The organism is Streptomyces sp. NPDC057617, from assembly GCF_042800555.1.
GTDB lineage: Bacteria > Actinomycetota > Actinomycetes > Streptomycetales > Streptomycetaceae > Streptomyces.
This window is the reverse complement of record NZ_JBHVGV010000008.1, coordinates 154,219-175,674: the sequence shown is the minus strand read 5'-3', so window position 1 is coordinate 175,674 and position 21,456 is coordinate 154,219. Positions and strand designations below refer to the sequence as shown.

Sequence of the window (21,456 nt, the reverse complement as noted above, 5' to 3'; positions counted from 1 at the left end):
GCAGAGGCCGGCCGGGGCGTGCCCCGGCCGGCCTCACGTTTGCTGCCCGCTCGCTCCCCGGTCAGGAGGACGGCGCGCTCGTACCCCGGCGCAGCTCCCAGAGCTGCAGCTCCGCGGACGAGTTGACCGCCCACTCGACCCGCGCGATGTCGTCACGCGCGGCCACGTACTGCTTGCCCTGCCACAGCGGCAGCACCGGCACCTCCTCGGCGACGATGTCCTGGATCTCCGCGAAGGTCTTCGAGGCGGCGCTGCGGTCGGCCTCGCGGCGCGACTGCGGGATGAGCTGGTTGCGCAGCTTCGGGTTGTTGTACGGGGTGTTGAGGAAGTTGTCCTTGTCGAAGAAGGGCCCGACGTAGGTGTCCGGGTCCGGGAAGTCCGGGAACCAGCCCATGCCGTAGATCGCGTACTCCCGCTTGGTCTGGTTCGGCCGGAAGACGCTCCACTCCTCGCCCTTGATCGAGACATCGAAGAGCTTGCTGCTGTTGAGCTGCTCCCGGAGGGTCTCGAACTCCTTGACGGTGGCTTCGCCGTAGTGGTCGGTGGTGTAGTCCAGCGTGAGCTTCACCGGGGTGGTGATACCGGCGTCCTCCAGCACCTGCGCGGCCTTGGCCGGATTCGCGTCACCGTACTTGTTGAAGAACGAGTTGGTGTGCGTCGCGACGCTCGACGGGATCGGCGAGTACAACGGCTCGGCCATCGCGCCGTACACCTTGGTGACGAGCTGGCCGCGGTCGATGGTGTACGCCATGGCCTGGCGTACCGCCTTCTCCTTGGCCACCGGGGCGTCGGTGTTGAAGGCGAGGTAGCGGATCTCCAGGCCGGGCATCTCGGTGAGCTGGATGTTCTCCTTGGGGTTGTCGATCATCCCCTGGACCTGCTCGGGCGTCATGGCGCGGGTCATCACATCGATGTCACCGGAGTCGAGCGCCGTGCCCATGTCGTCGGCGTCCTTGAAGGGCACCAGCTCGACCTTGTTGTTCTGAAGGGTGAGATCGCCCTTGTACTCGGGGTTCTTGGTGAAGATCGCCTTGACGACGGTGTCGTTCTTGACTTCCGCCCTGAAGGTGTACGGGCCCGAGCCGTCGACGCCGAAGCCGTCGCGGAGCTTCTTCGGGTCGTACGACTTGCGGCTGACGATGCCGGCCGGCGGGGTGGAGAGCTTGTACGGGAAGGTCGCGTCGGGCGACTTGAGATGGAAGACGATCTCGGAGTCGCCGTTGGTCTCCATGGTGTCGATATTGCTCACCAGACCGGAGACACCGCTGGGGTCCTTGATGTCCAGGACGCGCTGGATGGAGTACTTCACGTCCTCGACGGTGACGGGGTCGCCGCTGGAGAACTTGAGGCCCTCCCGCAGGGTGCAGCGGTAGCTCTCGTTCTCCCGGTCGGTGAATCCGCACCGGGAGGCGGCCTCGGGCACCGGCGCTCCGCCACCGCGCGGTACGTGCATCAGCGTCTGGATGGTCTGGCGGAGCACGTTCCAGGAACCGGTGTCGTACGCGTAGGCCGGGTCCAGCGGGGCGGGGCCCTCCGGTGTGGCGATGTACTGATCCGTGGTGCCCACGACAATGGCATCACCGCCGTCGGACCCACCGTCCGAGCCGCCGCAACCGGCGAGCACGGGCGCAAGCAGGCCGATCACGGCCGACAGCGCCAAAGTCTTGCGGTTCATCCTGGACGTACTCCCTCATCCGGCACTGAGATACAGCGGTGCTATCGGAGACTCCGCCGCGCCCACCCGTTCGGGGCAGTGCGATCGGGCCGGGATACAGGGCGATCGGTCCTGTGTGCATGGCGACTTGGTGGGCCGTCGGGACACGTCGTTGATGCGGCGAAGTGCTCGCGACGAGATTAGTCGGAGGCTCCGGTATTGCCGGAACGGGCCTGATCTGAAACGTAATCACACAGTGATCGGCAATAGCGGCGTGTGGATATACGAGCACCGGAATGTTTCGTACACGCCTCCACCAATCCGGACACAAGGGCACGGGAAGACCCGGCCCCGGCGGCCATGGAGCAGCCCCGCCCGCGCCTGTCGACGAGAGCGCAAGTGATAAAGCTCACTCCGGGATTCGTTTAGCGGGACGGCGATTGCCCGCCGCGAGGGTAACGGAAAATACCCGCGCCAATGCCCAGAGTTTCCGTCCGTATTCCGGTGCGACGCTCTGTACGCGGATCAGTGTCCTCGCGTCATCATCCCGCGCAGAAATACCAGATCCACCTCTTCGAGCGAACCGACCACGATCCGTCCCGCGGCGGGCGCGATCGGCGCGACGGACGGTACGGCGACGACCCGGCAGCCGGCGGCCTCGGCGGCGGCGACCCCGGTGGCGGTGTCCTCGATGACCGCACACCGCGTGGGATCGGCGCCCAGACCGCGGGCGGCCAGCAGATAGGGGTCGGGGTGGGGTTTGGTACGGGGCACCTCGTCGCCCGCGACGGTGAGCGAGAAGTACTCGGGCCCGAGGGAGGCCAGGACGCGGTCGATGATGCGCCGGTGCGAGGCGGAGACCAGGGCGGTGGGCACCTCGTGCGCGGCCAGTTCGGTGAGCAGGCGCGTCGCGCCGGGCATCAGCGGTACGCCGCGCCCGATGCGGTCCTCGAAGGTGTCGTTGAGCAGTACGGTCAGTTCGGCGAGGGTGATGGCGGCGCCGGTGGCCTCGATCAGGAAGGTCGCGCTGCGGGTCATGGGTCCGCCCACCACCACATCGCGCCAGGTCTCGTCGAGGACATGTCCGAGGGCTTTGAAGACCTCCACCTCGGCGTCCCACCAGAATCCCTCGGTGTCGACCAGGGTGCCGTCCATGTCGAGCAGGACTGCGTCGAGGGCCGACCCTTCGGCCGTACGGGTCAAGGACGCGGGGACCGTACTGGTCATCCGGCACACCTCCATGAGGGACGAGAAGGCCGGTCACCTTTCCCACGGGGGTACCCCGCCGGGACAGGCGACCGGCCTGCACTGGACCGATAAGTGTACGACTCGTCCGGGCGCCGCGCCGAACGGTATCCGCGATCCCGCCGCGGCCCGGGGTCCGGCCGGGTTCAGCGTGCGTTGAAGTACTTGGCCTCGGGGTGGTGGATCACGATGGCGTCGGTGGACTGCTCGGGGTGGAGCTGGAACTCCTCCGAGAGCTGGACACCGATCCGCTCGGGCTCCAGCAGCGCGGCGATCTTGGCCCGGTCCTCCAGGTCGGGGCACGCTCCGTAGCCGAGCGAGAAGCGGGCGCCCCGGTACTTCAGGGCGAACATGTCCTCGACCTCGGCCGGGTCCTCACCGGCGAAGCCCAGCTCGGAGCGGACCCGGGCGTGCCAGTACTCGGCGAGGGCCTCGGCGAGCTGGACGGAGAGGCCGTGCAGTTCGAGGTAGTCGCGGTAGGCGTCGGACTCGAACAGCTCGGCCGTACGCTCACCGATCTTCGAGCCGACGGTGACGACCTGGAGGCCCACCACATCGGTCTCGCCCGACTCCTCGGGACGGAAGAAGTCCGCGAGGCAGAGCCGGCGGCCGCGGCGCTGTCGCGGGAAGGTGAAGCGGGTGCGCTCGGAGCCGTCGTCGTTGAGGATGATCAGGTCGTCGCCCTTGGACACGCAGGGGAAGTAGCCGTACACGACGGCGGCTTCGAGCAGGTTCTGGGTGTGCAGCTGGTCGAGCCAGCCGCGCAGATGGGGCCTGCCCTCGCTCTCGACCAGCTCCTCGTAGCTGGGGCCGCCCTTGCGGGCTTCCTTGAGGCCCCACTGGCCCTTGAAGAGGGCACCCTCGTCCAGCCACGAGGCGTATTCCTTGAGCTGGATGCCCTTGACGACGCGAGTGCCCCAGAACGGCGGGGCGGGTACGGGATTGTCGACGGCGACGTCCGAGCGGGCCGCGCCCTGCTCGGGGCGTTCCTCGACCACCGTGCCTGCCGTCGCCCTGACCCGGCGCTGCTTCAGCTCGGGGAGGACCGCGCCGGGCACCCCGCGCTTGACCGCGATCAGGGCGTCCATCAGCCGCAGGCCCTCGAAGGCGTCGCGCGCGTAGCGGACCTCGCCCTCGTAGATCTCGTGCAGATCCTGCTCGACATAGGCGCGGGTGAGGGCGGCGCCGCCGAGGATGACCGGGTAGTCGGCGGCCAGCTTGCGCTGGTTCAGCTCCTCCAGGTTCTCCTTCATGATCACGGTCGACTTCACCAGCAGACCGGACATCCCGATGACATCCGCCTTGTGCTCCTCGGCGGCTTCCAGGATCGCGGAGACGGGCTGCTTGATGCCCAGATTCACCACGTTGTAGCCGTTGTTGGAGAGGATGATGTCGACCAGGTTCTTGCCGATGTCATGGACGTCCCCGCGGACGGTGGCCAGCACGATCGTGCCCTTGCCCTCGGCGTCGGTCTTCTCCATGTGCGGTTCCAGGAACGCCACCGCGGTCTTCATGACCTCGGCGGACTGGAGCACGAACGGAAGCTGCATCTGGCCGGAGCCGAACAGCTCGCCGACGACCTTCATGCCTTCCAGCAGCGTGTCGTTGACGATGTCCAGGGCCGGGCGGCTCTCCAGCGCCTCGGTGAGGTCCGTCTCCAGGCCGTTCTTCTCGCCGTCGATGATGCGCCGCTGAAGGCGCTCGTCCAGCGGCAGCGCCAGCAGTTCCTCGGCCCGGCCGTCCTTCATCGACTTGGTGTTGACGCCCTCGAACAGCTCCATCAGCTTCTGGAGCGGGTCGTACCCCTCGCTGCGCCGGTCGTAGATCAGATCGTGCGCGACCTTGACCTGCTCCTCGTCCAGCCGGGCGATGGGGAGGATCTTCGAGGCGTGCACGATCGCGGAGTCGAGCCCCGCCTTGACGCACTCGTCCAGGAAGACCGAGTTCAGCACGACCCGGGCGGCCGGATTGAGACCGAAGGAGATGTTCGACAGTCCGAGGGTGGTCTGCACCTCGGGGTGGCGGCGCTTCAGCTCGCGGATCGCCTCGATGGTGGCGATGCCGTCGCCCCGGGACTCCTCCTGGCCGGTGCAGATGGTGAAGGTGAGGCAGTCGATGAGGATGTCCGACTCATGGACACCCCAGTTGGTGGTGAGGTCGGTGATCAGGCGCTCGGCGATGGCGACCTTGTGCTCGACGGTACGGGCCTGGCCCTCCTCGTCGATGGTCAGCGCGATCAGCGCCGCGCCGTGCTCCACCGCCAGCTCGGTGACCTTCGCGAACCGTGACTCCGGGCCGTCCCCGTCCTCGTAGTTCACCGAGTTGATCACGGCACGGCCGCCCAGCTTCTCCAGACCGGCCTCGATCACCTTCAGCTCGGTCGAGTCCAGCACGATCGGCAGGGTGGAGGCGGTGGCGAAGCGCCCCGCCAGCTCGGCCATGTCGGCGACACCGTCGCGGCCGACATAGTCCACACAGAGGTCCAGCAGATGCGCGCCCTCGCGGATCTGGTCCCGGGCCATCTCCACACAGTCGTCCCAGCGGCCGTCCAGCATGGCCTCGCGGAACTTCTTCGACCCGTTGGCGTTGGTCCGCTCGCCGATCGCGAGGTACGAGGCGTCCTGCCGGAACGGCACGGTCTGGTAGAGGGAGGCGGCGCCCGGCTCCGGGTGCGGCTCGCGCTCCGTCAGCGCCGCGCCCCGTACCCGCTCGACGACCTGGCGCAGATGCTCCGGCGTCGTACCGCAGCAGCCGCCCACCAGGGACAGCCCGTACTCCCGTACGAAGGTCTCCTGCGCGTCCGCCAGCTCACCGGCCGACAGCGGGTAGTGCGCGCCGTCCTTGCCGAGGACCGGAAGGCCCGCGTTCGGCATGCAGGACAGCGGGATACGGGAGTGCCGGGCCAGATAGCGCAGGTGCTCGCTCATCTCCGCCGGGCCGGTCGCGCAGTTCAGGCCGATCATGTCGATGCCCAGCGGCTCCAGCGCGGTCAGCGCCGCGCCGATCTCCGAGCCGAGCAGCATGGTGCCGGTCGTCTCGACCGTCACGGAGCAGATGACCGGCAGGTCGGTGCCGGTGGCGGCCAGCGCGCGGCGCGCGCCGAGGACGGCGGCCTTCGTCTGGAGCAGGTCCTGGGTGGTCTCCACCAGCAGCGCGTCGGCGCCGCCCACGATCATGCCCTCGGCGTTCTGCTGGTAGGCGTCGCGCAGGGTGAGGTACGGGACGTGCCCCAGCGTGGGCAGCTTCGTGCCCGGGCCCATGGAGCCCAGCACCCAGCGCTGCTGCCCGGTGGAGGCCGTGAACTCGTCGGCGACCTCACGGGCGATCCGCACGCCCGCCTCGGACAGTTCGAAGACCCGCTCGGGGATGTCGTACTCGGAGAGGGCCGCGTAATTCGTACCGAAGGTGTTCGTCTCCACGCAGTCCACACCGACCGAGAAGTACGCCTCGTGGACGGACCGGACGATGTCCGGGCGTGTCACATTCAGGATCTCGTTGCAGCCCTCCAGATTCTGGAAGTCCTCCAACGTCGGATCCTGCGCCTGGAGCATCGTGCCCATCGCGCCGTCGGCCACCACCACCCGGGTGGCGAGTGCCTCACGGAGGGCTTGGATACGGGTCCGGCTGTCGGTGGACGGGGTCGGCGACGAGGCCATGAAAGTACTCCCGGGGATGCGACGGCTGTCGGCTTTGCGCCCTCTGATCGAAGACGCACCCGGCCAGCGTAGCCGGGCGGGCCCCTTCGTGGTGGTGCATCCCGGCGAGCGGACAAGATCCGCGGCGTGCGGCAGCACCGGCACCGGGCGGTCCGGGGCCGGATGGCGGATCATCGGTAGGGGACGGGGTTCCGGGAGCGGATCCCGCGCGCACCGAGCAGGAGCGGACACCGTGAGCGACGCAACCACCACCGGCACCGCCCGCGCGGCCGGGCCGTTCATCGCGGCCATCGACCAGGGCACCACGTCGAGCCGCTGCATCGTCTTCGACCGGGAGGGCCGGATCGTCGCGGTCGACCAGAAGGAGCACGAGCAGATCTTCCCGAGGCCGGGGTGGGTGGAGCACAACGCGGTCGAGATCCGGGCCAATGTGCGGGAGGTCGTGGCGGGCGCGGTGGCGAAGGCGGGGATCACCTCCGCCGATGTCCGCGCGATCGGGATCACCAATCAGCGCGAGACCACCCTGCTCTGGGACCGGAACACCGGCGAGCCCGTCCACAACGCCATCGTGTGGCAGGACACCCGTACCGACGCGCTCTGCCGGGAGCTGGGCCGCAATGTCGGCCAGGACCGGTTCCGCCGTGAGACGGGCCTGCCGCTGTCCAGCTACTTCGCGGGCCCGAAGATCCGCTGGCTGCTGGACAATGTCGAGGGTCTGCGGGAGCGCGCCGAGCGCGGGGAGATCCTCTTCGGCACGATGGACTCCTGGGTCATCTGGAATCTGACCGGCGGAGCCCACGGCGGCGCTCATGTCACGGATGTCACCAACGCCTCCCGCACGATGCTGATGAATCTGCGCACCCTCGAATGGGATCCCAAGATCCTCTCCTCGATGGGGGTGCCGGCCGCGGTCCTGCCGAAGATCCGGTCCTCGTCCGAGGTGTACGGCACGGCCAAGGGCGGCGTCCTCGACGGTGTGCCGGTCGCGTCGGCGCTCGGCGACCAGCAGGCGGCGCTCTTCGGGCAGGCCTGTTACGCCGAGGGCGAGGCCAAGTCGACGTACGGCACCGGCACTTTCATGCTGATGAACACCGGCGCCAAGCCCGTCAATTCGTACAGCGGGCTGCTGACGACCGTCGGCTACCGGATCGGTGACGAGCCCGCGGTGTACGCCCTGGAGGGGGCCATCGCCGTCACGGGCGCGCTGGTGCAGTGGATGCGCGACCAACTGGGGCTGATCGGCTCCGCGGCCGAGATCGAGGCCCTGGCGGCCTCGGTCGACGACAACGGCGGCGCGTACTTCGTACCCGCCTTCTCCGGTCTGTTCGCGCCGCACTGGCGCGCGGACGCCCGCGGGGTGATCGCCGGACTGACCGGCTATGTCACCAAGGCGCATCTGGCCCGCGCGGTGCTGGAGGCCACGGCCTGGCAGACCCGGGAGATCAGCGACGCCATGTCCAAGGACTCCGGGGTGGAGCTGACCGCGCTCAAGGTCGACGGCGGGATGACCGGCAACAATCTGCTGATGCAGACGCTCTCCGATGTCCTGGACGCGCCGGTGGTGCGGCCGATGGTCTCCGAGACCACCTGTCTCGGCGCCGCCTATGCCGCCGGTCTGGCGGTGGGCTTCTGGCCGGACACCGACGCGCTGCGTGCCAACTGGCGCAGGGCCGCCGAGTGGACGCCGCGGATGGACGCGGCGACCCGCGACCGCGAGTACAAGTACTGGCTCAAGGCCGTCGACCGCACCATGGGCTGGCTCGACGACGGCGACGGCTGACCGGCACCGACGGTCGTCGGCCCGAGCCGACGCCCCGGCTGATCCCCGGCTGACCCGGCCCGGCGACGGGTCCTGGTGCGACGGCACAATCCGTACATCCGCGCGATACGCAGGGGCATTTCGGCGCGACGGCACATCCGTACGGCATGACAGATGTACGAAATCGAGGGGCGCTCCTTTTCCGGGGCGCCCCTTCTCCGGCTTCCGGGACGCATAATGAAGGCCGATACATCGGATGTATGGAGGTCGCCATGGCAGTCACCGACGAGGCCATCGAGAAGATCAAGGGGATGATCGTCTCCGGTGCGCTGCGGCCGGGAGACCGCCTCCCGAAGGAGAGCGAACTCGCCGCCGATCTGGGGCTGTCGCGCAACTCGCTGCGCGAGGCGGTACGGGCGCTGTCGCTGATCCGCATCCTCGACGTACGGCAGGGCGACGGCACGTATGTCACGAGCCTCGACCCCCAACTCCTGCTGGAGGCACTCAGCTTCGTGGTGGACTTCCACCGGGACGACACCGTGTTGGAGTTCCTCGCCGTACGCCGGATCCTGGAGCCGGCCGCCACTGCGATGGCGAGCGCGCGGATCACGGCGGCCGAACTGGACGTCCTGGACGCACAGTTGGACGAGCTCGGGGCCTGGCCCTCGGTGGAGCAGCTCGTCGCGGCGGATCTGGAGTTCCACCGGGGCATCGTGCAGTCGTCGGGGAACTCGGTGCTCTGCTCGCTGCTGGACGGGCTCTCGGGGCCGACCACCCGGGCCAGGATCTGGCGCGGGCTGACCCAGGAGGACGCGGTCAGCCGTACGCTCCACGAGCACCGGGCGATCCTGGCGGCGCTCAGGGACCGGGACGCCGAAGCGGCCAGGTCCTGGGCGACCGTACACATCGCGAGTGTGGAGATGTGGCTGAGGTCGACCCTCTGAGACGCCTGAGGCCCCTGAGACCAGCGGGTCTCAGGGGCCGGGAGCGGCGGTACGTACGGGCCCAAGGCGGCGTTACGTACGGTCAGTCCTGCTTCTCCCCGCTCGCGAAGCGCGAGATGACCAGCGCGACGATGATGATCGCGCCGTTGAGGAACTGGTTCCAGAGCGCGGGCACTCCCCCGAGCGTCATCACATTCACCACGAGCTGAAGGGTCAGCACACCCGTCAGCGCCCCGAAGAGCGTGCCGCGCCCGCCCTTGAGGCTGATCCCGCCGATGACGGCCGCGGCGAAGACCTGGAAGATCCAGCCGTTGCCCTGGGTGGCCGCGACCGACCCGTAGTGGCCGGTGTAGAGGATGCCCGCGAAGGCCGCCAGCAGCCCGCCGATGGCCAGCACGATCCAGGTGACCCGGTCCACCCGGATACCGGCGGCGCGGGCCGCCTCCGGGTTGCCGCCGATGGCGTACAGCGACCGCCCGTGCCGCAGCCAGGCCAGCGCCGCGCCGCCGACGGCGAACAGCGCCAGACAGATCCAGACCGCGGCCGGGGCCCCCAGCCAGTCGGTCTTGCCCAGGTACCGGAAGGACTCCGGGACATCGGTGATCGACTTGCCCTCGGTGATACCGATGTGCAGACCGCGCAGCATGGTGAGCATGCCGAGGGTCGCGATGAAGCCGTTGACCCGCAGCTTCAGCATCAGGAAGCCGTTGATCGCCCCGATGGCCAGACCGACCAGCAGACAGGCGGGGATGGCCATCCAGACCGGCAGCAGACCGAGTCCGGCGAACCGGCCGCCCTCCGTGGGCAGCACCAGCCACATGGCGACGACCGGCGCGATACCGATCGTCGACTCCAGCGACAGGTCCATCCGGCCGCAGATCAGGATCAGCGCCTGGCCGAGGACCAGCAGGCTCAGCTCCGAGGACTGCTGGACGACACTGATCAGATTGCTGGAGGTGAGGAAGACCGGCGAGACGATGAAGCCGATCACCATCAGCACCAGGATCACCGGCACCAGCGAGAAGTCGCTCCACCGGATGAGCTGGAGCCGCCCCGGCGCCTTGGCCGCCGCGGCCGTCTGTTCCGCCACCGGCGGTCGTATCGTCCCGGTCATTCCCGCTCTCCCACACCTTCCATGGCGGCGACGAGTTCCCCGTCGGTCCACCCGCTTCCGAACGACGCCACCACGCGGCCGTGGAACAGGGCGAGCACCCGGTCGCACACCCGCAGATCGTCCAGCTCGTCCGAGATGATCACGGCCGCGCTGCCCTCGTCCGCCACCCTGCGCACCACGCCGAGCAGCGAGTCCTTCGACTTCACATCGACGCCCGCGGTGGGCCGCAGCGCGACCAGCGCGCTCGGGCCGCGCGCCAGGGCGCGGGCGACGACGACCTTCTGCTGATTGCCGCCGGACAGCCCCGAGACCGGCTGCTCGGGCCCCTGGGTCTTGATGTCCAGCGAATCGATCATGCCCTGGGCGAACTCCCGGGTCCGCGACGGCAGTACGGTCCCCCAGGGGCCGAGCTGGTCGGTGACCGTCAGCGTGGCGTTCTCGGCGACGCTGCGGTCCAGGACGAGGCCCTGGCGGTGCCGCTCCTCGGGGATGTAGCCGATGCCGGCGTCCAGCGCGTGCGGGACGCTGCCGGGCTTGACCGTACGTCCCCGTACGGCGATCCGCCCCGCGGTCGGCGCGCGCATCCCCACCAGGGTCTCGCCGAGCGCCGTGTTGCCGCTGGCCGCGGAACCCGCGAGACCGAGCACCTCGCCCGGCCGTACGGCGAGATCCAGCGGCTCGAACTCGCCGTCCAGGGCGAGCCCTTCGGCCTCCAGTACGGGCGCGGCCTCCGTCTCCGGCGCGGTTTTCCGCGCGGCGTGCCAGGCCACGGCCGTGCCCGCGGACTCCCCGGTCATCGCCGACACCAGATCCGCCTTCGACAGCTCGGCGACCGGGGCGGTCAGCACATGCCGGGCGTCACGGTAGACGGTGACGGCGGTGCACAGGTCGTACACCTCCTGGAGATGGTGGGAGATGAACAGGAACGCCACTCCCTGGCTCCGCAGTTCGCGGAGCTTGTCGAAGAGCCGCTGGATACCTCGGGCGTCGAGCTGCGCGGTGGGCTCGTCGAGGATGATCAGCCGGGCCCCGAAGGACAGCGCCCGTGCGATCTCGACGAACTGCCGCTGCTCGACCGGGAGATCCTTGGCGCGGGCGTTGGGGTCGACATCGACTCCGTACTCCGCGAGCAGCGCCCGCGCCCGGGCACGCAGCCCGCGCCAGCTGATGAACCGGCCGCCGGATCCCCCGGCGGCCCGGTCCAGGCCGTAGTGGTTCAGGAACAGATTCTCCGCGACGGTCAGGTCGGGGACCACCATCGATTTCTGGTAGACGCAGGCGACCTTGGACTGCCAGGCCGTGGTGTCGCCGAAGGCCGGTGCGGGCTCGCCGCCGAAGGTCACCCGGCCCGCGTCCGGCCTGTGCAGCCCGGTGACCACGCTGACCAGGGTGGACTTGCCCGCGCCGTTGCGTCCCACGAGAGCGTGGGACTCACCGGGTCGCACGGTGAGCCGGACACCGTCGAGCGCCAGGGTGGGACCGAAGCGCTTGACGATGCCTTCCGCGTGTACCGCAGCCGGAGCTTCCTGCCGCTTGGAGTCCATCGCTAGCTCTTCTTCTCCAACTGGTTGGCCCACAGCTTCGGGTCGTCCACGTTGTCCTTGGTCACGAGCGGCGCGGGGAGCTGGTCCTCGAAGCCGTTCGGGATCTTGATGATGGTGGAGTCGTGGTCGGTCGGGCCTTCCTTGGGAGTCACGCCCGCGAGTGCCTGCTTGGCCCAGTACAGCGCGTAGTTGGCGTAGAGGTCGGCCGGCTGGGAGACGGTGGCGTCGATCTTCCCCTCGCGGATGGCGTCCAGTTCCTCGGGGATGCCGTCGTTGGAGATGATCGTGATGTGCCCCGGGGTGCCGGGCGCCTTGAGGAGCTTCTTCTGCTCCAGCAGGGCGAGGGTCGGCTGCAGGAAGACACCGCCGGCCTGCATGTAGATGCCGTTGATGTCGGGGTGGGCGGCCAGCGTGGACTGGAGCTTGGCGGAGGCCACATCGCCCTTCCACTCGGTGGCCAGCTCGAAGACCTGGATACCGGGGAACTTCTGGTCCATGCAGGACTTGAACGCCTCGGAGCGGTCCCGCCCGTTGATGGAGGCGAGGTCGCCCTGGAACTCGACGACCTTGCCCTTGCCCTTGAGCTGCTCGCCCAGGTACTGGCAGGCCTTCTCGCCGTACGCGCGGTTGTCGGCCCGTACGACCATGTAGACATCGCCCTTGTCGGGGCGGGTGTCCACGCTGATGACGGGGATCTTCTTGTCGCTCAGCGTCTGGAGCGTCTCGGCTATCGCGCCGGTGTCCTGCGGGGCCATGATGACGGCCTTGGCGCCCTGGTCGGTGAAGACCTGGACATTGGAGACGAGCTTTCCGATGTCGTTCTGCGAGTTGGTCAGGGAGAGCGCGTCGACCGTGCCCGCGTCGACGCCCTTCTCGATGTACTGCTGGTACGAGTTCCAGAAGTCGCTGTCGCTGCGCGGCAGGTCGATACCGACCTTGCCGCCGCCCGCGGCGTCGCTGCCCTGGTCACGGTTGCAGCCGGCCAGCGCCGCGACGGCGAGGACGACGGCGCAGGCCGAGGCTCCCGTCGTACGGAGCCGCCGGAGTGGAAGTCTGTGCGGGGCGGTGCGTCCCGTGAGGTGTCGCTGCATGATGTCCCGATTCCTTGATGGGTGAGGTGCGGCTCAGTTGGCGGGCCGCAGGCGCAGTCCCTGCATTCCGCCGTCGACCGCGAGCGCCGTCCCCGTGACGGCGGCCGCGGCGGGGCTGGCGAGATAGGCGACGGCGGCGGCGACCTCGGCCGCGGCGACAAGCCGTCCGGTGGGCTGGCGGGCTTCGAGGGCGGCGCGTTCGGCCTCGGGGTCCGCGGCCTGGTCGAGCAGCCGGCCCACCCAGGGGGTGTCGGCGGTGCCGGGGTTGACGCAGTTGACCCGGATGCCCTCGCGGACGTGGTCCGCGGCCATCGCCAGAGTCAGCGACAGCACCGCGCCCTTGCTGGCGCTGTAGAGGGCACGCTGCGGCAGTCCGGCGGTGGCGGCGATCGAGCAGGTCTGGGTGATCGAGACGCAGCCGGGCCGCTCGGGCGCCGAGCGGCGCAGATGGGGCAGGGCGTGCCGGGCGGTGCGGACCATGCCGAGGACGTTGATGTCGAGGACCCGCCGCCACTCCTCGTCGGGGTTGTCCGCGACCGTTCCGATGGCGCCGAGTCCGGCGTTGGAGACCACCGTGTGCAGCCCGCCGAACTCCGCGGCGGCGGTGTCCACGGCGGTCCGTACCGCCTCGTCGTCGGTGACGTCCGCCTTGAGCGCCAGGGTCCCGGCGGGCGCGCCCGCGCAGTCGCGGTCCAGTACGGCGACCTGAGCGCCCCGGGCCAGCAGCAGCGTGGCGATGGCCGCGCCGATGCCCGATGCACCGCCGGTCACCAAGGCGCCGAGCCCCTCGAAGTCCCGTACGTCCGTCATCGGTTGCTCTCCTCTGTGGTGCTGCGGCGGGCCTGCCAGACGGGCCCCTCCGGATAGCTGTGTGCGGCGATCGACCCGGGGAGCATGCGGGCGGAGAAGCCCGGCGCGCTCGGCGCCTCATAGCGTCCTGAGGTGATCACCACGGGGTCGGCGAAATGCTCGTGGAGGTGGTCGACGTACTCGATGACCCGGTCCTCCCAGCTCCCGGAGACGGCGACGTAGTCGAACATCGAGAGATGCTGGACGAGTTCGCAGAGCCCGACCCCGCCGGCGTGCGGGCAGACGGGTCTGCCGTACTTGGCGGCGAGCAGCAGGATCGCCAGATTCTCGTTGACGCCGGCCACCCGGGCCGCGTCGATCTGAACGTAGTCGACGGCCTCGGCCTGGAGAAGCTGCTTGAACATGACCCGGTTGGCGACATGCTCGCCGGTGGCCACCTTGACCGGCTGACCGGCCCGTACGGCGGCGTGGCCGAGGATGTCGTCGGGGCTGGTGGGCTCCTCGATCCAGTGCGGTTCGTACGGGGCGAGGGCAGCCATCCAGCGGACCGCGTCGGCGACGTCCCAGCGCTGGTTGGCGTCGACGGCGATCCGGATGTCCGGGCCGACGGCGGCGCGCGCCAGCTTCATCCGGCGTATGTCGTCCTCCAGGTCACCGCCGACCTTGAGCTTGATCTGCGCGAATCCGTCGGCGACGGCCTGCTGGGCGAGGGTGACGAGCTTGGTGTCGGAGTAGCCGAGCCAGCCGGGCGAGGTGGTGTACGCGGGGTAGCCCTCGGCGCGCAGCCGGGCGGCCCGTTCGGCGCGGCCCGGCTCGGCGGCGCGCAGGATGGCCAGCGCCTCGTCCGGGGTGAGGGCGTCGGTGAGATAGCGGAAGTCGACGAGCGAGACGAGTTCCTCGGGCGTCATGCCGGCGAGGAACTCCCAGACGGGCTTGCCCGCGGCGCTCGCGGCCAGGTCCCAGGCGGCGTTCACGACCGCGCCCGCGGCCATGTGCATCACGCCCTTCTCCGGGCCGAGCCAGCGGAGCTGGGAGTCATGGGTCAGCTCGAAGTAGAGGGCGGCGAGAGCGGCCGCGGTGAGCGGGGCCGGTCTGCCGAGTACGTACGGCCGCAGCGCCTCGATGGCGGCGGCGGTGACCTCGTTGCCCCGCCCGATCGTGAAGCAGAATCCGTGCCCCTCCGCTCCGGTGTCCGTACGCAGCACCACATAGGCGGCCGAGTAGTCGGGATCCGGGTTCATGGCGTCGGAGCCGTCGAGCTGTTCCGAGGTGGGAAAACGGATGTCGTGAACCTCGAACCCCGTGACGGTCTGACTCATGCACGCTCCCTGAGAAGTACATCCGACCTGATGCGGTCATCCGATGTATAGCGTCGGGGAGGCGTGATCGTCCAGAGTTAGAACGAAAAATACGATGACAGCTCGGATGAATCTTCAGAAAGAAGCATCGGTTGTCCGGCCTATGCCCCGGTTCGCCGAAGTTCACCCGGGCGTGCACGGGGCTGCGGGCGGGCACACGGAAAGCCGTAAGGTTGGTCCGTACGAAAGGGAACTTCGGAAGGAGGCACTGGGTGATCGAGCTCGAGGGGGTTCCCGAGCTGATCGACCCGGTCATGGTGGCCGCGTTCGAGGGCTGGAACGACGCGGGCGACGCAGCCTCCACAGCGGTCGCGCATCTCGACCGGGAGTGGAAGGGCGAGGTGTTCGCGGCGCTCGACGCCGAGGACTACTACGACTTCCAGGTCAATCGGCCCACGGTCTATCTGGACGGCGGCCTGCGGAAGATCACCTGGCCGACCACCCGGCTCTCCGTGGTGCGGGTCGGCGGCGAGAAGCCCCGTGACCTGGTGCTGGTCCGGGGGATCGAACCGTCCATGCGCTGGCGGTCGTTCTGCAACGAGCTGCTGGGCTTCGCCCATGAGCTGGGCGTGGAGATGGTGGTCATCCTGGGCGCGCTGCTCGGTGACACCCCGCACACCCGGCCGGTGCCGGTCAGCGGTGTCACCTCGGACACCGACCTGGCGCGGACGATGGATCTGGAGGAGACCCGGTACGAGGGACCGACCGGCATCGTCGGCATCCTCCAGGAGGCCTGCACCCATGCCGGGGTCCCCGCGGTGAGCCTGTGGGCGGCGGTGCCGCACTATGTTTCGCAGCCGCCGAACCCGAAGGCGACACTGGCCCTGCTGAACCGGCTGGAGGACCTGATCGGGCTGCGGATCCCGCTGGGCGAGCTGGCCGAGGACGCCCGGGCCTGGCAGCTCGGGGTGGACCAACTGGCGGCCGAGGACAGCGAGGTGGCGGAGTACGTCCAGTCGCTGGAGGAGGCACGGGACACCGCCGAGCTTCCCGAGGCGTCCGGCGAGGCCATCGCCCGGGAATTCGAACGGTATCTGCGGCGGCGCGACGGCGGTCCCGGTCCCGGCCAGGCTCCGGGAGGCCATGCCACGGAGAGCGGTGAGGGCCCGTCATATCTGCGGGACGCCTCGGGCGGGCGCGGCCGTGCGCAGCGCCCGCCGCGCGGCGGCGCCGAGCCGGGCAAGGACACCGACCAGGGCTCGGAGCCGGGTACGGGAGGTCCTCGGCCGGGGCCGGACGGCGAGGACGATTCCTCGGAGGACTGACACTCCGCGGCGACGGAGCGTACGGAGCGGGGCGGTGCCGATGAGGCGCCGCCCCGCTCCGTACGTGCAGAGACCCACGTGCAGAGACCCGCGTCCGGAGACCCGCGTCGAGAGGCCGAGGCCTGCGTCCGGCGGCTCCGTACGTTCAGAAGCCCGCGTCCGGCGGCTTCGTGCTCCGTACGCCCGGAGCGGTTCTTGACCACTCCTGGATCAGGCCTGGATCAGGCCTGGAGTGCTTCTAGAGCGCGACTCCCAGCAGCGCGTCGACCGCCCGCGAGACCACGCCGGGCGCCCCCTCGTCCGTACCGCCCGTGGAGTCCTGGAGCGCCGCCCAGCGGTCGACCGCCGCCAGCGCCGCCGGGGCGTCCAGATCGTCCGCCAGCGCCTCGCGGATCTCTTCGAGCAGCCCCTCGGCCGCCGGTCCGTCAGGTCTCGACACCGCGGCCCGCCAGCGCCCCAGCCGTTCCTCGGCCTCCTGGAGGACCTCGTCGGTCCACTCCCAGTCGGAGCGGTAGTGGTGCGCGAGCAGCGCGAGCCGGATCGCCGCCGGGTCCACGCCCTCACGGCGCAGCGTGGACACGAAGACGAGATTGCCCTTGGATTTGGACATTTTCTCGCCGTTGAGGGCGACCATCCCGGCGTGCACATAGGTGCGCGCGAAGGGGTGCTCGCCGGTCAGCGCCTGGGCGTGCGAGGCGCCCATCTCGTGGTGCGGGAAGGTCAGATCGCTGCCGCCGCCCTGGACGTCGAAGCCCATCCCGAGGTGGTCGAGGGCAATGGCCACGCACTCGATGTGCCAGCCGGGCCTGCCGTGGCCCAGGGTGCCCCCGTCCCAGCTCGGCTCGCCCGGGCGGGCTGCCAGCCAGAGGACCGGGTCGAGGGGGTTCTTCTTGCCCGGCCTGTCGGGGTCGCCGCCGCGCTCCGCCGACAGCAGCCGCATGGCCTCGGCGTCGAGCCGGGAGACCTCGCCGAAGTGCGGGTCGGCCGCCACCGAGAAGTAGATGTCGCCGTCGAGTTCGTACGCCGCCCCGGCGTCACGCAGCCGCTCCACCAGCGGCACGATGCCCGGTATCGCCTCGACCGCGCCGATGTAGTGCTGGGGCGGCAGCATCCGCAGCGCGGTCATGTCCTCCCGGAAGAGCGCCGTCTCGCGCTCCGCGAGCCCGGTCCAGTCCACTCCGTCGCGCCGCGCCCGCTCCAGCAGCGGATCGTCGACATCCGTCACGTTCTGGACGTACTGAACCTGCCGCTTCGTGTCGAGCCACACGCGCTGAACGAGGTCGAACGCGTTGTAGGTCGCCGCGTGACCCATGTGGGTCGCGTCGTACGGGGTGATGCCGCAGACGTAGATACGGGCGACGGGACCGGGCTCGAGGGTGACTCGGCCATTGGTCGAGGTGTCGTGAATCCTGAGGTCGCGGCCACTGCCAGGCAGGGCGGGGACCTCGGAAGCGGGCCAGGCATACATGCCATGAGCGTAACCGGATGGAAGTTCCGGATACGAACCGGATGGGTGCCCCCGTGGCCGGCCGGGCCTCTTGCGCCCCGGGCCGGAACATGCTTGTGCCGTCCGGGAGATACGCGCGCCGGACGGGACCGGGCTCGGCCTACACGGGTGGCCAGGGGATCGCCGGCCACTGGCCCGAGGGCTGCGGGTGCCGGCCGGTACGGAGCAGCTCGCGGACCCGGGCCCGTACGGCGTCGGTCTCGGCCGCCGTGATGAGTTCGGCCAGCCGGGTGGCGAGGGGCGCCGACTCCGCCAGGGCGTCCTCCAGCCGCGCGAGCACTTCGAGGACCTCCGCGGGCAGCGGATCGCCGGCCCAGCCCCACAGCAGGGTGCGCAGCTTGTCGTCCACATTGAAGGTGACACCGTGGTCAATGCCGTACAGCTTCCCCCCGGCGGCGGACAGCAGATGTCCGCCCTTGCGGTCGCCGTTGTTGATGACCGCGTCGAGCACCGCGAGCCGGCGCAGCCGCTCGTCGTCGGCGTGCACCAGCAGCGCCGTACGCCCCTCGCCGACCTCGGCGAAGCCGACCGCCTTCCAGCCGTCGTCCGGCTCCTCGCCCTCGACCAGGGCCAGCAGCGGCGGGGCCGCCCCCTCCTCCTCGGACTCGATCCAGAGCTGGCACATGCCCTGTCCGTACGGGCCGTCCCGCAGCACGGTCGGCGGCACCAGGGCCCAGCCGGTCGCCTCGGAGACCTCGTACGCGGCGACCTCGCGCTGGGCGAGCGTGCCGTCGGGGAAGTCCCACAGGGGCCGCTCCCCCGCGACCGGCTTGTAGACGCAGTGGGCTTCCTCGCCGTCGTACGAGACGGAGCAGTAGAGCACCGCGTTGGACGCCTCACGGATCTGTCCGCGCACGGTCAGCTCGCCCTTGGCGAGCAGATCGGCAACGGTCACGCTCCGCGGCGGTATCCGTTCTGGCGCGGGCATACATGTCCTTCCGGATCGAGCGGCAGACTGCACAGCGGACACGGCGGCCGGCCCGCGTTGACCACGTCCAGGGCGCGCTTGGCGAAGGCCCTGGCCTGGGCGCCGGAGAGCCGGACGCGGAGCATCGGCGGACCGTTCTCCTCGTCCTGGAGCAGCCGCTCCTCGGCCTCCGCGAGGTCCTCCTCGGTGTCGGCGTCCAGCTCGACAAGGGCCTGGGCCTCGACGATCATGCGCTGCTCGTCGCCGTCCCAGGCCAGCGCCATGGTGCCGACCCGGAACTCCTCCTCGACGGGGGCGTCCAGCGGGGCGGAGTCGGAGATCTCGGGGGGCGCCATGACCGGTACGGGGGCGTTCCCCCCGGTGCGGCGTACAACCTCGTCGAGCAGTTCGTCGATCCGCTCGGCGAGCGCGGCCACCTGGGTCTTCTCCAGGGCGACGCTGGTGACGCGGCCCCCGGCGGAAGCCTGGAGGAAGAACGTACGGCGTCCAGGCAGCCCGACCGTACCGGCCACGAAGCGGTCCGGCGGATCGTAGAGGAACACCTGACGGGACACGTCCTGCTCCCTTGGAAATCGACCGGCACTGACAGGCAGTGACGGATTCGGTGACGGAATATGGCGTAACGGGTATGGCGTGACGGATACAGATCAACAGCAGAGGGCGGAACCGGGGTCCGGGGACGGCCCCTGGATCGCGCGGACGGCGCGTCCACCCTACTGCGCGGAGCGATCACGGTGCTCCCGCGCCGCCCCCCACAACACCGCTGCCGCCGCCGCTGTTCTCACGGGGCGCCAGTCCGGCGAGATCCCCCGTGTCGCCGAGCCGGACCAGGAAGGGGCGCAGGCGCGTGTACCGGATGGCGGTCACCGAGCAGGGGTCCACATGGATGCGCTGGAAGAGGTCGAGATGCATCCCCAGGGCGTCCGCCACGAGCGCCTTGATGATGTCCCCGTGGGAGCACATCAGGAAGACGGCGTCCTCGCCGTGCTCCTCCTCGACCCGCGCGTTCCACTCCCGTACGGCCTCCACGGCGCGCGTCTGCATGGCGCGCATGGATTCGCCGCCGGGGAACGCGGCGGCGGAGGGGTGCTGCTGTACGACGGTCATCAGCGGCTCGTCCGCCAGCTCGGCCAGCTTGCGGCCCGACCAGTCGCCGTAGTGGCACTCGCCGATCCGCTCGTCGGTCCGCGCCTCCAGCCCGGGCCGGGCGTCGAGCAGCGGCTGAAGCGTCTCGCGGCAGCGCTGGAGCGGGCTGGTGACGACGGCGGCGAGCGGCACTCCGGCGAGCCGGCCCGGCAGCGCGGCGGCCTGCGCGGCACCGCGCTCGTCGAGGGCGACCCCCGGCGTCCAGCCCGCGAGCACGCCCGCGGTGTTGGCGGTGGAGCGTCCATGACGTACGAGGATCAACATGGCCATGCCCGCCAGGGTATGCCGGTGGGTGCGGGGCGCAGCGGCCGGTCGGCGCATGGGGCACGGCCGGCCGGCCTCTGAGGACACGGCCTGGGGATACGGCCGGGACGCGGCCGGGGATGCGGTCCGGGCCAGGACCGGGAAGAATGCCCGCCGTGATCGTGGACTGTGCCATTTACCGGGGCGGACGCCGGACCGAGGGACCCGCCGACTTCTCGGACGCCCTTGACGAGGCGCGCGCCGAGGGCGACGCCTTCCTGTGGATCGGCCTGCACGATCCGACCCCGCACGAGTTCGACCTCGTACGCGACGAGTTCGGACTGCACCCGCTGGCCGTGGAGGACGCTCTGCACGCGCACCAGCGGCCCAAGCTGGAGGTCTACGACGACTCGCTGTTCATGGTCCTCAAGCCGGTGGATTACGAGCCGGAGAGCGACATCGTCTCGACCGGTGAACTGATGGTCTTCATAGGCGACTCCTTCGTGGTGACGGTCCGGCACGGCGAGGGCGCGGCGCTCAGCGCCGTACGGCAGCGGCTCGAAGCGGAGCCGGAGGTGCTCAAGCACGGCCCCACCGCGGTGATGTACGCGGTCAGCGACACGGTCGTGGACAACTACATCGAGGTCGCGGGGGAGCTTCAGGTCGACCTGGAGGAGCTGGAAGCGGACGTCTTCGCCCCGAGCGGGAGCGACAGCGAACGCCGGGCGTCGCGGGCGGAGTCCGGGTCCTCGACGGCGGCGCGGATCTACAACTTCAAGCGGCAGGTCCTGGAGTTCCGCCGCGCGAGCGGGCCGCTGGCGGCGCCGATGGCCCGGCTGGCCGCCGCGGGCGTGCCTTTCGTCCATGACCACTCGCAGCCGTTCTTCCGGGACGTCAACGACCATCTGCTGCACGCCAACGAACTGGTGGAGGGGCTGGACCGGCTGCTCTCGGACATCCTGTCGGCCCATCTCGCGCAGATGGGGGTACGGCAGAACGACGACATGCGGAAGATCTCGGCGTGGGCGGCCATGGCTGCGGTGCCGACGCTGGTCGCGGGGATCTACGGCATGAACTTCGAGTACATGCCGGAGCTGGGGTACATGTGGGGCTATCCCGCGGTGATCGTGTTCATGGCTATCGTGGTGGCGGCGCTGCACCGGCAGTTCAAGCGGAGGGGCTGGCTGTGAGT

Annotated in this window: 16 protein-coding genes; 4 read left to right on the top strand and 12 right to left on the bottom strand. The window is 69.9% G+C overall.

The features are described 5' to 3' along the window. Positions 1-61: 61 nt before the first annotated feature. The 3 genes from ACFU9P_RS20990 to metH form a co-directional block, all read right to left on the bottom strand. Positions 62-1,675 carry an ABC transporter substrate-binding protein gene (locus ACFU9P_RS20990; RefSeq protein WP_376372993.1) on the bottom strand — a complete coding sequence of 538 codons (1,614 nt, stop codon included), beginning with the start codon at positions 1,673-1,675 and terminating at the stop codon, positions 62-64. A 504-nt stretch (positions 1,676-2,179) separates the two neighbouring features. After that, positions 2,180-2,881: an HAD family hydrolase gene (locus ACFU9P_RS20985; protein ID WP_376372990.1), complete on the bottom strand. Its 702-nt coding sequence runs from the start codon at positions 2,879-2,881 to the stop codon at positions 2,180-2,182. Between the two features lie 164 nt (positions 2,882-3,045). After that, positions 3,046-6,555, bottom strand: a complete 3,510-nt coding sequence (gene metH / locus ACFU9P_RS20980; RefSeq protein WP_384083002.1) for a methionine synthase — start codon at positions 6,553-6,555, stop codon at positions 3,046-3,048. A gap of 232 nt (positions 6,556-6,787) precedes the next feature. Between metH and glpK the strand changes: the two genes are divergently transcribed. Both glpK and ACFU9P_RS20970 read left to right on the top strand, forming a co-directional pair. After that, complete coding sequence (glpK, locus tag ACFU9P_RS20975) at positions 6,788-8,335, top strand: glycerol kinase GlpK (RefSeq protein ID WP_376372983.1); 1,548 nt, start codon at positions 6,788-6,790, stop codon at positions 8,333-8,335. A gap of 251 nt (positions 8,336-8,586) precedes the next feature. Beyond that, the gene (locus ACFU9P_RS20970; protein ID WP_046498853.1) at positions 8,587-9,258 is read left to right on the top strand and encodes a FadR/GntR family transcriptional regulator; all 672 of its coding nucleotides are present in this window, start codon (positions 8,587-8,589) and stop codon (positions 9,256-9,258) included. An 82-nt stretch (positions 9,259-9,340) separates the two neighbouring features. Here the strand turns inward: ACFU9P_RS20970 and ACFU9P_RS20965 are convergent, their stop codons facing one another. Genes ACFU9P_RS20965 through ACFU9P_RS20945 form a run of 5 tightly spaced genes read right to left on the bottom strand, consistent with a single transcriptional unit; the run spans position 9,341 to position 15,136 of the window. Beyond that, on the bottom strand, positions 9,341-10,372 hold the full coding sequence (locus ACFU9P_RS20965) for an ABC transporter permease (RefSeq protein ID WP_384082997.1): 1,032 nt from the start codon (positions 10,370-10,372) through the stop codon (positions 9,341-9,343). Then, positions 10,369-11,916 carry a sugar ABC transporter ATP-binding protein gene (locus tag ACFU9P_RS20960; protein ID WP_384082994.1) on the bottom strand — a complete coding sequence of 516 codons (1,548 nt, stop codon included), beginning with the start codon at positions 11,914-11,916 and terminating at the stop codon, positions 10,369-10,371. Before ACFU9P_RS20960 ends, ACFU9P_RS20965 begins: the two co-directional genes overlap by 4 nt. Before the next feature lie 2 nt (positions 11,917-11,918). Beyond that, complete coding sequence (locus ACFU9P_RS20955) at positions 11,919-13,007, bottom strand: sugar ABC transporter substrate-binding protein (protein WP_384082991.1); 1,089 nt, start codon at positions 13,005-13,007, stop codon at positions 11,919-11,921. A gap of 33 nt (positions 13,008-13,040) precedes the next feature. Further along, positions 13,041-13,817, bottom strand: a complete 777-nt coding sequence (locus ACFU9P_RS20950; RefSeq protein ID WP_384082988.1) for an SDR family NAD(P)-dependent oxidoreductase — start codon at positions 13,815-13,817, stop codon at positions 13,041-13,043. After that, positions 13,814-15,136: an enolase C-terminal domain-like protein gene (locus tag ACFU9P_RS20945; protein WP_376372967.1), complete on the bottom strand. Its 1,323-nt coding sequence runs from the start codon at positions 15,134-15,136 to the stop codon at positions 13,814-13,816. Before ACFU9P_RS20945 ends, ACFU9P_RS20950 begins: the two co-directional genes overlap by 4 nt. 251 nt (positions 15,137-15,387) lie before the next feature. Here ACFU9P_RS20945 and ACFU9P_RS20940 point away from each other — a divergent pair, with 251 nt between their 5' ends. After that, complete coding sequence (locus ACFU9P_RS20940; protein ID WP_384082985.1) at positions 15,388-16,440, top strand: PAC2 family protein; 1,053 nt, start codon at positions 15,388-15,390, stop codon at positions 16,438-16,440. A 238-nt stretch (positions 16,441-16,678) separates the two neighbouring features. Here the strand turns inward: ACFU9P_RS20940 and mshC are convergent, their stop codons facing one another. The 4 genes from mshC to ACFU9P_RS20920 all read right to left on the bottom strand — a co-directional run bounded on the left by mshC (position 16,679) and on the right by ACFU9P_RS20920 (position 20,291). Further along, positions 16,679-17,908: a cysteine--1-D-myo-inosityl 2-amino-2-deoxy-alpha-D-glucopyranoside ligase gene (gene mshC, locus ACFU9P_RS20935; RefSeq protein WP_384082982.1), complete on the bottom strand. Its 1,230-nt coding sequence runs from the start codon at positions 17,906-17,908 to the stop codon at positions 16,679-16,681. Positions 17,909-18,047: 139 nt separating this feature from the next. Then, complete coding sequence (locus ACFU9P_RS20930) at positions 18,048-18,875, bottom strand: SCO1664 family protein (RefSeq protein WP_384082979.1); 828 nt, start codon at positions 18,873-18,875, stop codon at positions 18,048-18,050. Beyond that, positions 18,839-19,429: a DUF3090 domain-containing protein gene (locus ACFU9P_RS20925; RefSeq protein ID WP_376372956.1), complete on the bottom strand. Its 591-nt coding sequence runs from the start codon at positions 19,427-19,429 to the stop codon at positions 18,839-18,841. Before ACFU9P_RS20925 ends, ACFU9P_RS20930 begins: the two co-directional genes overlap by 37 nt. A 175-nt stretch (positions 19,430-19,604) precedes the next feature. Continuing rightward, positions 19,605-20,291 carry a histidine phosphatase family protein gene (locus tag ACFU9P_RS20920; RefSeq protein ID WP_384082975.1) on the bottom strand — a complete coding sequence of 229 codons (687 nt, stop codon included), beginning with the start codon at positions 20,289-20,291 and terminating at the stop codon, positions 19,605-19,607. Between the two features lie 140 nt (positions 20,292-20,431). Between ACFU9P_RS20920 and ACFU9P_RS20915 the strand changes: the two genes are divergently transcribed. Beyond that, positions 20,432-21,454, top strand: a complete 1,023-nt coding sequence (locus tag ACFU9P_RS20915; RefSeq protein WP_384082972.1) for a magnesium and cobalt transport protein CorA — start codon at positions 20,432-20,434, stop codon at positions 21,452-21,454. The last annotated feature ends 2 nt before the right edge of the window (positions 21,455-21,456 follow it).